The organism is Photobacterium sp. DNB23_23_1 (genome assembly GCF_052873815.1).
Window position 1 is genome coordinate 46,427 of record NZ_JBNNXT010000015.1, and the last position, 12,041, is coordinate 58,467.

Genomic DNA, 12,041 nt, shown 5'->3' on the forward strand with positions numbered 1-12,041 from the left:
ATAAGAAACCATGTCTAACATGGTTGTAACAGCTGATATGGAGTATCGCCGCTTTGCTCGCGGTGTATGGAGTAAAATCATATGTCACAAGAACTACTGGTAACACCACTACACGCACTTCACATTGAAATGGGGGCCAAGATGGTGCCTTTTGCTGGTTATGATATGCCAGTGCAATACGCGTTGGGTGTACGTAAAGAGCATATCCATTGCCGTGAGTCGGCTGGTCTATTCGATGTTTCCCATATGGGGCAATTGCGTCTTCATGGTGAAAATGCAGCAAAAGTTATCGAGTCGCTAGTTCCTGTCGATATTATTGATCTTCCGGCAGGAAAGCAGCGCTATGCCTTCTTCACCAATGAGCAGGGCGGAATCCTTGATGATTTGATGGTAACCAACTTTGGTGATCACCTGTTCGTTGTTGTTAACGCGGCATGTAAAGAACAAGATATTGCACACATCCAAGCGCATCTTCCTGATGATGTCACTATGGAAATTATTGAAGAGCGCGCACTTCTAGCATTGCAAGGTCCAAAAGCTGCGCAAGTGCTGGCACGCTTGAACCCTGTTGTTAGTGACATGGTCTTTATGGATGCCGCCAAGGTTGAGCTATTAGGCATTGAGTGTTTGGTTAGCCGTTCAGGCTACACCGGTGAAGATGGCTATGAGATCTCTGTGCCTGCCAACAAAGCTGAAGAGCTAGCGCGTGAGTTATTGGGTCAGGAGGAAGTGGAATGGATCGGCCTTGGTGCTCGTGACTCACTACGCCTTGAGTGTGGCCTGTGTTTGTATGGTCACGACCTCGATACAACGACAACACCGGTAGAAGCAAGCTTGCTATGGGGTATTAGTAAGCCACGTCGAGCTGATGGTGAACGTGCTGGTGGATTCCCTGGCGCTGATATCATTCTTGAGCAGATTAAAACGAAAGATATTGTTCGTAAACGTATTGGCTTACAGGGTCAGTCTAAAGCCCCTGTGCGTGAAGGTAGCAAATTGTTTGATGCTGATGGTAATGAGATTGGTATTGTGACTTCAGGCACCTTTGGCCCAACAAAAGGGGCACCAGTAGCAATGGGTTATGTTCAAACTGATTTCGCTGTGATTGGCACTGAAATTTTTGCTGAAGTTCGTGGCAAGAAATTACCGATGACAGTAGAAAAAATGCCCTTTGTTCCTCAGAACTATTACCGTGGTTAAATAATTATAATATCAATAATGTATTGATATAAAATGAGTTTTTTATTGATAAATAAAGGAGCCATACTGGCTCCTTTATTTATCTCAAAGTCTGGTTGGAAAAATACTCAGAAATCAACTTTGCTATAGGAAAGGCACAGCCAATACAGCTGAGGTTGATATGAATAATTGTAATGTCCATAAGACTCACTTCCACAAGCGCCCAGTATCACTAGTTGCTTTGATGATGATAACCTCGTTCAGCATCTCTGCGGAATCTTTCCTAATGGGGTTTGATGAGTATATGGACCGTTGTATGTCTTCCTATGGTACAGACAAGATCACGCGTTCAGTCTGCGAAAAACAATATCAGGCTATAGAGCAAAAAGAGTTGGAAATTTTTGCTAAGACAAGTGATGCAAAAAGTGACGTATGGCGGGAAGAGGAAAAGAATGCTGATTCATTGAATGAAGCAAATGAATAAATTAATAAGCTCTGTTAATAGATAATATTGATGAGGTTATTTTCTATATTTTATTGTAACGACTTTTGGTCTATGTTTTTTCTTATTCATTGCTGAATGAAAGCTGTCAGGTTGTGTCATTCATATTTTTTATTACTATGTTCTTTTTCAGTGTCCTGGCTGAAGCGTTTGTATTTGACTTTAAATGACATTAAAACAATGGCTTAAGTGTTTTGCTTTCTGTTTCAGATATTCGCTAAATCAATGGCTCGTCATTCAACTGTTCAGCTTATATTTAGCCGGTAGGCGTACTATCTATAAGGTGAGTTTATCAACTAATGATAGCTAGGTTATTCTTCATCATGCTGATGAATCTATTCTGCTTTCATTAAACCTTATGAGTTATATGGTTATGCGGCAATATTTGACTAAGTTTCCATTGTTTGTTCGTGAGCAATTAAATATGCGAGAAATGTTATTCGAGATCGTGTTAGCGATCGTAGCAATAGCAGCGGCAATTGGTTTGTTTACCGCTGCTGTTATGGCCTAGTCTTTTGATGCTCCTTTTGGCGTCGCAACAGGAAACGTGACGCAGACTTCAACACCTTGTTTATCTTTGCGATTTCTAAGCAGAATCTTTCCTTGATGGTAGTCGGTAATCAAGCGTGCTATGAACAACCCAAGCCCTAAGTGTGGTTTGTCTTGTTGGCTTTGAGTACGAACGGATACCATAGAGTTCAGTAGCTGATCGCCCATATCATCAGGAAGAAGTGGACCTTCATTACTGACCATCAAGCAAACCTGAGAATCTCTCTGTGACAATGTCACCTGAACAGGCTGCTCATTCTGGCTAAAGTCGACGGCGTTTGAAATCAGCTTGTCGAGCATCTGTGCCAAGTAATCTGGTGCACCATCAACCAGTACAGGGGCGTTACCTGTATCGACCCTGAAGCTTTGGTTCTCATAGGCCATCTGATACCCCTGCATACACCCTTCAACCAGTTCATTGAGCGGGAATACCTCTTTTTCCGCACCCTGCAAACTTTGTTCTATGCGGGTGGCTTCTGTCATGCTCGATAAAATCGTATTTAGACGTTGAATTCCTTCCTGTGCACGTTCTATGTAGCGTTTAGAATCTTCATCTTGATCTTGCATTGACAGGTTTTCGATAGAAGAACGAACGACCGCAACCGGTGTGCGTAACTCATGCGACAAGCGAGACGAGAGGTTCTCAAGATAATGGTTATATTGACCCAATCGGCTGACCATACCCGTTAAACTGCGACTTAAGTCGCCAATTTCATCGCTCTCGGTCGATGCAGTAATAGTGTGCTGAATTTTACCTTGGCTATCAATGGCGTTCTCGGCTTCATTACTAAGCTTTCTCACTCTTCTTGAGATATTAGAGGCGAATAAGAACAGGGTTAGGGTGCCAACCACAATAATAGCGATGAGTGCATTGAGTAACTTCTCAAGGGCACGGTTACGTAACGTTTGAATACCAATGGTCGATTCTTCAGCAACAACAGCACCCATTACGTTGTCACCTAACCAAATAGGGTAGGCGGCCGCTAAAATCATGGCTTTGCCGTCATTAGAACGGCGCCAAAGCGAATACCCACGGCCTTGAAGGGCCTGGTATATATGCACCCCTTCAACCTTGGCCGCATCTTTGAGCGCATCATGAAATGCGGTGGGCTCATTGATAAGGTAGCGGTAGTACAACGGGTGGAGCCATTTTTGCTCTAGCGATGCCCACCACGAATCAGTTTCATCGCCATATTTGACGGAGGACGACCACACACCGTTTGACTCCTGAATATCACCAGTTTGGGCCAAGATCCGCTGGTGTCGATCAATGACCCAAATACGTGAACTGGTGTGTCCCATCCCTTTGAGGATATTTTCAATTTCTGGTGAGGGGATAAGTACGGTGCCGAGCTTGCTCATTTGGTTGGTGTTCGATGTGCCAATAATGGTGTCAATCTCACGGTTGCTGGTGTTATTAACATCATAAAAGGCAAAACCCAGTTTGCTGCCCAGCATGTCTAAAGGAAGACGCAGTTCAATGTTGTAGCCGTTGTCGGTGGTATGCCAATACCCTTGGATTTGGCTTTCAAGGGCTAAATCGGCCGGGTTAGTGATGTCTCCATTGATTTGCCAGGCATTGAACCATCCGTCTTCATAGACGGAAATGACATAGCGATGAAATTCACCACTGGGTGTGGTTATTGCGATGATCAGATGATCATTTCTATCGACTCGTGCTGAGCCCTTTCGGCGCATAACGGGTTTGTTATCTTTCACCTCAAACATGGCGTATAGATAACCATCGTATTTTCCGACCATATGGTTGAAGCGAAGGTTGCTTCGTTGGTACGGCCAGCGACTGAACTGAACATACTCTCTACCATAATGCACAACTTGTTCGGAATAATCTGACCAGTCATTGAGCTGTCCGTCGAGTTTGATTGCCGATCTTAGTTCGTAGGCATAAAGATCACGGCCTTTTTGCACCGATTGCAAAAAACTGGCTTGGTCGGTAAATAGGTTAGGGCGCTCATTCAGCGCAGTGGCGACGGCCCTTGTGGTTCCCACTAAGGTTTGCTCTTGGCCCTGGCGCAAGAGCTTTTCCATTTCGAGGATGTAGTTATAGCCAATCCAAGGGAGCGTCAGTAATAAGCAGGCAATTAAGGTGATTTTTGTGCGTAGGCCACAGACTGGCTTTAGTCGTTTAAGGTCGACAGCTGAGAGCTTTCGTAATAAATTTTTTTGCATTAAGCCCCCCAGCGGTAGCCCATGCCATAAACCGTGTTGATACAGTCAAACTTGTTATCGAACTGCATGAATTTTTTACGGATTCGTTTGATATGGGAGGTAATCGTACTGTCATCAACCACTACTTGCGCTTCGTCCATGAGGTCGTGTCGACTTTTAACATGACCTGGACGCTTAGCTAGTGCATATACCATCCAAAACTCGGTGACAGTTAATTCAACAAGGTGCTGCTGCCAAAAGACCTGCATTTTGTTTTTATCGATGGAAAGATCACCGTGTTGAATAAGCTCTACTTTCTCGGTGGGTTGCAGCATCAGATCGCTACGGCGAAATAGTGCCGCAATACGGGCAATCAGATGGGGCAGGCTGACATCTTTGGTTAGGTAGTCATCGGCGCCCATACGCAAACCACATACCGTGTCGAAGTCGCTGTCTCTGGCGGTGAGGAAAATGATCGGCAAGATCGGTGATAGCGCACGGAGTGATTGGCATAAGGTAAAACCGCCATCTATCTCATCCTGCAAGCCAATATCGATAATGGCCAAATCTGGCAGCTCTGATTCAAAAGCAGCCTGCGCATCAGGGCGGTTGTCATAGCCTTGTACATCGTAACCATGCTTTTTTAGTACATCGATATAGTTTTCACGGATGGCTCTTTCATCTTCGACAATGACAATTTTTTTCATGAGCTAGTACCTGTTTTTTTCATGGCTTAGAACCCATACAGCGTGTTAATGATGCTGACTATACAACAATCTAGCTGATAGAAAAGGCTTGCAGACAGAATCGGAGCAATTGCCATTTTTTTGCCACAATTGATCATGACATTGCCTTTTTTTGCGCTCAGATTTGCCAGATCGGCTTGCTTTAATAACCTCATCGAAACGAAACAGCCCATACGAAATCGTTAAGTAACAAGGCAAATCAAAACTGAATGACATTGATGAGGACATCAAAATGAAAAAGCAGCTTATCTCAACACTGATCACAACAACGCTTATAGCTTCTCTGGTTTCTCCTATAGCTACAGCAAATGACATTCCGAACGATAGCAACTTGAACGACAGCTACCGTGTTGGTGAGCAAGAATCACTCATTGGTCTCGGCTCTGGTGCCGCGCTTGGTGCCGTTGTCGGAGGCCCTATCGGCGCGGTAGTCGGCGCCATGGTTGGCGGTATTGTTGGTACCGCTGTTGGGCAAGACAACCAAATTCAGGCACAAGATGAAGAACTGGGTGAGCTGGTCGCCCGTAATACCGAACTTGAACGTATCAGCCAGAAATACAACCAAGCGCAGATTGAAATCGCGCGTCTTGAGCAAGACAAGTATGATCTGATGAACCACAAAGAGCGCCAGCTTGATTTGGCATTGGAAATGAATGTGCATTTCAGAACTGGTTCTGCCGATATTGAGCCGCTATTTAAAGCCCAGTTGGATGAGATTGCTGAAATCATGAAGCAGGCACCAGATATTCGCTGGGAGCTCGCTGGTTACTCGGACCGACGTGGTAGCACAGAGCGGAATCTAAATTTGTCGGAGCAACGCGTGGAAGCGGTACGTGATTACTTGGAATCACATGGTGTAGAGGGTGTTCAGCTTTACGCAGCAGCATACGGTGATCAGGTGCCACTAAGAGGCGAGCAGAACTTTGAAGGTGATTTCTTCGACCGTAGAGTGACCTTGCGTAGCGCTAGTGACAATGTCAGTACGGCACAAAACCATTAAGGGGTTAAGGAATGACTGAACAACAAAGAAAGAAGGTCAAAGAAGAGGCACCAAGCTGGGTGCTTTCCTTCCTCATCACCTTGCTATTGACTATGCAGTTGACGGTTAGGGCAGATGATATCTCGGCACAGAAGATAGATATCTTAGGGGGTGAAACCCTTTACGCTTGGGATGAAAGTTGGCAATCGATTGATACTGAACAGCATATATATTCCAACTCACAACAACGAGAAGGCCAGCAGCCCATAGGTCAGAAAACATGGGGCAATGAGAATGAGTGAGATTGTTTGGTGTGAACTGTTAATGAAAGTCTCACTGCTCCATTTTAGCCTTATCTATTGTTGATCACTTTGGTTGCATTAAATGGATACGTTAGTGGTATGTTGTCAGATAGCTCGCCCAGCTTTGGGCGAGCTTTATCACCGACAAGGTTTGTTCGCTAGTCTGCCTCTTATGAATTTTTTTCAAAATAAATATCCAAAATGTTCCAAATCAAGGAATTTGATTCTGTAGCCAGATAATCTGCCCTGATAACAAAAAAAGATGATCGACTAAACCTAAATCAATAATCGACTGGTTATCATCCTGAGCGTTGTGCGGCTTCTTCCCATGAACATGAAGTTAGATATATAGAGCCTGAAACTCACAATAAAGGCACAGCGCCAGCAACAGAAAGAGGCAACTATGAGTAATGTCACGATAGACGGTCAGGTTCTGGCTACTGACGGTCAATTGTCAATCCTTGAACTCGCTCAACAGTTCGAGATTGAAATCCCATCACTGTGTGGGCTAAATAAAAATGGCGAAAAAGTACCGTGCGATTTATGTGTGGTAGATATTGAAGGCCAAGGCATTCATCGTGCCTGTGAAGTTACAGCGGCACCTGAAATGGTTATCACCACGCAAAGCGATGTTATTTCTGAACGTCGCCGTGAGTCGCTAAATCGCATTATGTCAGATCACTATGCAGACTGTGAGGCACCTTGCCAAACCGCATGTCCTGCAGGTGTCGATATTCAGTCTTACCTGTACCACATTTCCCAAAACGACCATCAGAAAGCGGTAGAGGTGATTAAACGAACCTTGCCAATGCCGTTGTCGATTGGTCGTGTTTGTCCGGCTTTTTGTGAGACAGAATGTCGTCGCGGTATTGTTGACGAACCGATTGCGATCCGCCAATTGAAACGTCATGCGGCGGATATTGACCTTGAAGCCCAAGAGCAATATGTCCCACCGCGCAAAGCCGATAAAGGCAAGAACGTCGCTGTCATTGGTAGTGGCCCTGGTGGTTTGAGCTGTGGCTATTACCTAAGTAATGAAGGTTACAATGTCACTGTTTTCGAGTCCATGCCTCAGGCTGGTGGTTGGCTGCGTTACGGTATTCCAGAGTATCGTCTGCCAAAAGCCATTCTTGATAAAGAAATCGAGCTGATTTGCCGTAATGGCATGAAGGTTGAAACCAATACGACCTTGGGTAAAGATTTCCTGCTATCAGAGTTAACTAAACAGTATGATGCTGTATGTTTAGCCGTTGGTGCATCCCAAGCGGTTGAAATGAATTATCCGGGTAGTGATCAAGATGGCTGCTACCTCGGTGTTGATTACTTGAAAGATTACGTTACCACCCAAAATTACACCACCGGCAAGAAAGTGGCTGTGATTGGTGGCGGTAACACAGCTATTGACTGTGCACGTACTGCTGTTCGAGATGGTGCCGATACCACACTTATCTATCGTCGTACTCGCGATGAAATGCCAGCGGAAGACTATGAAATTGTTGAAGCTGAGCACGAAGGTGTCAAATTCCACTTCTTGACCAATCCAGTCGAAAACATTGCTGACAGTAATGGCCGGGTAACGGATGTGAAGCTTGAGAAAATGGCACTTGGCGAACCGGATGCTTCAGGCCGTCGTCGTCCAGAAGCGACGGGAGAATACTTTGTCGAGCATTTCGACACAGTCATCTCAGCTGTATCGCAAAAGCCAGATCTGTCGTTCTTGGACAATGACAGCATCGAACTTCCTGTTACCCGCTGGCTAACGCTTGAGTCAAGTGACGATACTATGCACTCCGGTGTGGAGAATATCTTTAGTATCGGTGATTTCCGTCGTGGCCCTGCCACAGCCATTGAAGCAGTGGCTGATGGCCGTGTTGCGGCTGAAGCGATTGATCGTTTCTTTAATGGCGATATGGAACATATTCCCGTCAAGCCATATAACTCACAAAAAGCCGCTAAGGTAAAGCAGGTTGATCCCAAGCAATTCGAAGGGATCCAGAAGGCCATGCGTTCTATCATGCCAGAGCTTACCAGTGAGCAGCGTGAACTTAGCTTCGCTGAAGTAGAAACTGGCTTTGTTAACGAAGAAGCAATGCGTGAAGCTGCCCGCTGCTTAGAGTGTGGTTGTCAGGCAAATACCGACTGTAAATTGCGTGACTTCGCAACTGAATACAAGGTCGAAAAAGATGACTTGGATATGTCTGACTGTCAGAAATTTGCCGTTGATGACAGTTCCGAGTTTATTGTTTTTGATGCCAACCGCTGTATCAGCTGTGGCCAGTGTGTCGACATCTGTAACGAACAAGCTGTTCACGGTGCACTTGGTTTCTTGAAAGATGCTGATGGTAATAGTGCCAAGCGTCCAGAGTGCCGCCCAGGTTTTGACAAAGGTTACAGCATGGGTGATTCAAACTGTGTGCAGTGTGGCGCTTGTGTGCAGGTTTGTCCGACCGGAGCATTGACGGATTCTCGCGATAAGTCGCAAGGCCGTGTTGAGATGCTCAAGCCAGTTGATACCATTTGTACTTATTGTGGTGTGGGCTGTAAGGTCACCATGTATGTAGACGAATTGACGGATAAAATTCGTTACGTTCAAGGCGCGAAGGACTCACCAGTCAACCAAGGTATGCTGTGCGTGAAAGGGCGTTTTGGATTTGACTTTATCCAGAGTGAAGAGCGTCTAAGCCAGCCATTGATCCGTAAAGACGGTAAGCTACAGCCTGCAAGTTGGGATGAGGCGATTACCTTGATTGCCGATAAGTTCTCGGCGATTAAGCAAGCGTCGGGCGGCAATGCACTTGCTGGCTTCTCGTCAGCTAAAACGACCAACGAAGATAATTTTGCGTTCCAGAAATTTATTCGCCGTGAGCTGGGCACTAACAACGTCGATCACTGTGCGCGTCTTTGCCACTCTACAACCGTTACAGGCCTTGAAGCCTCGTTGGGTAGTGGTGCGATGACCAATGATATTCCGAGTATCGCTCATTCAGATCTGATCTTTATTATCGGTTCGGATACTTCCTCGGCTCACCCAATCATCGCTTCGCACATCAAGCAGGCAATCCGTAAAGGGACTGCACGCTTGGTTGTTGCTGATCCGAAAAAAGTGGATATTGCGGATCATTCTGAATTGTATGTTGCCCATAGACCGGGCTCTGACGTAATGTTGATGAACGGCATTATGCAGCAAATCATTAAGAATGACTGGCAGGATCACGCTTATATTGATGCGCGAGTTGAGGGCTACGAAGCACTCAAATCCGAGGTTATGAGTGATGCTTATTCACCTGAAAAAGTTGAGCTCGTTACTGGGGTTAAACAAGCTGATTTGCTGAAGTTGGCGGAGTTGATTGGTACAGCCGAGCGTACGGCTATCTATTACTCAATGGGTATCACCCAGCATACGACTGGACACGATAACGTCCGTTCTATTGCTAACCTTCAGCTGCTGTGTGGCAATATCGGTATTGAAGGCGGGGGCATCAACCCGTTACGAGGCCAATCAAATGTACAGGGCGCTTGTGATATGGGGGCACTTCCGAATTACTTCCCTGGTTACCAGAAAGTCTATAACCCAGAGATCCACAGTAAGTATGCCAAAGCCTGGAACCGACCGGATCTGCCTGCGGAATCTGGTTTAACACTGACAGAAATCATTGATGCGGCATGCCACAAGCAAGTTCGTGGTCTGTATGTCATGGGTGAGAACCCAGTGTTAAGTGATCCTGACCAAAAGCACGTGCTGGAAGCGATTGAGGCATTGGACTTCTTGGTGGTGCAAGATATCTTCCTCACCGAAACCGCTCAATTGGCCGATGTTGTCTTGCCATCCTACTCTTTTGCGGAAAAGGCTGGTCATTTCACCAACACCGAGCGGCGTGTTCAGCGCCTGAATCCAGCGATTAAAGCGCCGGGTCAGGCTCGTGAAGATTGGCAAATTATCCAGACTATTGCCAACGCGATGGGTAGTGACTGGAATTACCAATCGGTTAAAGACATCACGGAAGAGATCACCCAACTGACACCTCAATACGCTGGGATCAAATGGGACCGTGTTGGTAAAGATGGTTTGCAGTGGCCATGCCGAGATGAAAATCACCCTGGCACCCGTATCATGCACCAAGAGAACTTTATCCGAGGTGAGAAAGCTGAAATGGTGGGCATCCCATTCCGCTATGCCGCTGAGCTTCCTGACGATGAGTTCCCAATGATATTGACGACGGGGCGTCTGTTGGAGCAGTTCCATACGGGGACTATGACTCGTAAGACGAAAGGGTTAGATAACCTAGCTGGCCCGAGAGCGATGATCTCGGTAACTGATGCTGAGCGTCTAGGTGTTGGGAATGGTGAGATGCTCACACTGTCTACTCGTCGCGGAACTATCGAAACGCCAGCGTTTGTTACCAAGCGAATGCAGCCAGGTGTCGTCTTTGTTCCTTTTCACTTTGTTGAATCGGCAGCAAATAAGTTGACTGGCACCGCGACAGATCCGCATGCCAAGATTCCTGAGTTTAAAGTGGCTGCAGTAAAAGTAGAAAAAGTGCTAACGACAATAGAGTAGTTTATCTTTCTTGTCATATCGCATTAACGCTGTATCTCTTCCTAAACACCCAGTTTTACTGGGTGTTTTTTTATGCCAGTCACAAAATGAAAAACAATATAAGTGGAAGATAGTAATCCATATTTAGTGTCGCAACTCGCCATCTGCTTAGTGTTTAATTTTGAATTTTAATGTTTTTTAGCTTATTTATAGCATTGAATTACTTAAAAAACGTCATGACACTATTTCTTACACCTCAGTCAAAATTTAACAATCTGTTTACGAAGGTGTGTTATCATCAATGGTATGAGTAGTTTGGTTTGTTACAAAATGTAAAATGCCGAAAGTTGAAGTGGGCATTAAAGTGCCTGGAAGCGCCGAGGTGTATGCAATTTGCTCGGAAAGTGGGAAAATATCCCTATTAGCTTAAAGCACATCGAAAGGACGCATCTTTAACTTCTTACAAAGAGGTGTTTATGAAATTCGGTCTGATTTTTTTGTTGTCTGCCGCTGCTGGTATACTTTCTGGTGAGCATTTCCACTCGTTTCTTGCAGGCTTTGGGGTTGCTTCAGTTGCAGTAGGCGCTGGCTATTGGCTAGCATTTCGTTGTTCTACCCGTTACCCACAACTGGCATTGTTAATGTTGATGATGGGTCTGATCGCTAAAATTGGTGTTACAATTGCTGGTGTTATGTGGGGTCTAGAGTTGAATCTTATTAACTCGCCATTCGTGTTCTCGCTGTCATATTTATTCTTCTCTATTGTTGTGACTTACATGTATTCCAAGTGGCGCGAATTCCAAATGTCTCGTACGACTGACGCACTAACGACTAAAACTGCTTAAGTCTTATGCTTAAAACTGAAAACGGGCTACTGGCCCGTTTTTTGTGCCTGGAGTTTGTCGGTTGTGCTTATACCAACCTACATAAATACTTGATTAACTACTTATCCAGATTGGTATTAAAGCGGGTTACCTTCAAGAGGGGGGGAGGCGGCACAGACTCACTCAGGCGCTATTCTTTGGGGGTCTACTTAGTAGAAAAATAACTTGTTCTATGCCGCCAAGTACCGCTTGGG

8 protein-coding genes are annotated in these 12,041 nt (G+C 45.4%); 6 read left to right on the forward strand and 2 right to left on the reverse strand.

The features are described from left to right. Positions 1 to 81 precede the first annotated feature (81 nt). Both gcvT and ACVA53_RS11620 read left to right on the forward strand, forming a co-directional pair. Complete coding sequence (gcvT, locus tag ACVA53_RS11615; RefSeq protein WP_446505186.1) at positions 82 to 1,200, forward strand: glycine cleavage system aminomethyltransferase GcvT; 1,119 nt, start codon at positions 82 to 84, stop codon at positions 1,198 to 1,200. 295 nt (positions 1,201 to 1,495) lie between these two features. Continuing rightward, the gene (locus ACVA53_RS11620) at positions 1,496 to 1,663 is read left to right on the forward strand and encodes a hypothetical protein (protein WP_255040452.1); all 168 of its coding nucleotides are present in this window, start codon (positions 1,496 to 1,498) and stop codon (positions 1,661 to 1,663) included. Positions 1,664 to 2,188: 525 nt separating this feature from the next. On the opposite strand, the gene pdsS is transcribed toward ACVA53_RS11620, so the two are convergent. Together pdsS and pdsR are read right to left on the reverse strand one after the other, a co-directional pair. Then, positions 2,189 to 4,420 (reverse strand): proteobacterial dedicated sortase system histidine kinase, encoded by a 2,232-nt coding sequence (pdsS, locus tag ACVA53_RS11625; RefSeq protein WP_446505187.1) that lies wholly within the window; start codon positions 4,418 to 4,420, stop codon positions 2,189 to 2,191. Then, positions 4,420 to 5,106 (reverse strand): proteobacterial dedicated sortase system response regulator, encoded by a 687-nt coding sequence (gene pdsR / locus ACVA53_RS11630; RefSeq protein WP_446505188.1) that lies wholly within the window; start codon positions 5,104 to 5,106, stop codon positions 4,420 to 4,422. The genes pdsS and pdsR overlap by 1 nt, the downstream gene beginning before the upstream one ends. Before the next feature lie 271 nt (positions 5,107 to 5,377). Here pdsR and pdsO point away from each other — a divergent pair, with 271 nt between their 5' ends. From pdsO to ACVA53_RS11650, 4 genes are all read left to right on the forward strand, one after another. Next, a complete protein-coding gene (gene pdsO, locus ACVA53_RS11635; RefSeq protein ID WP_446505189.1) occupies positions 5,378 to 6,145 on the forward strand; it encodes a sortase-associated OmpA-like protein PdsO in 768 nt (255 codons plus the stop codon). 11 nt (positions 6,146 to 6,156) lie between these two features. Further along, positions 6,157 to 6,426 (forward strand): hypothetical protein, encoded by a 270-nt coding sequence (locus ACVA53_RS11640; RefSeq protein WP_446505190.1) that lies wholly within the window; start codon positions 6,157 to 6,159, stop codon positions 6,424 to 6,426. Positions 6,427 to 6,829: 403 nt separating this feature from the next. Beyond that, positions 6,830 to 10,984: a formate dehydrogenase subunit alpha gene (gene fdhF / locus ACVA53_RS11645; protein ID WP_446505191.1), complete on the forward strand. Its 4,155-nt coding sequence runs from the start codon at positions 6,830 to 6,832 to the stop codon at positions 10,982 to 10,984. Positions 10,985 to 11,439: 455 nt separating this feature from the next. Next, positions 11,440 to 11,808, forward strand: a complete 369-nt coding sequence (locus ACVA53_RS11650) for an NADH:ubiquinone oxidoreductase (protein WP_255040459.1) — start codon at positions 11,440 to 11,442, stop codon at positions 11,806 to 11,808. The last annotated feature ends 233 nt before the right edge of the window (positions 11,809 to 12,041 follow it).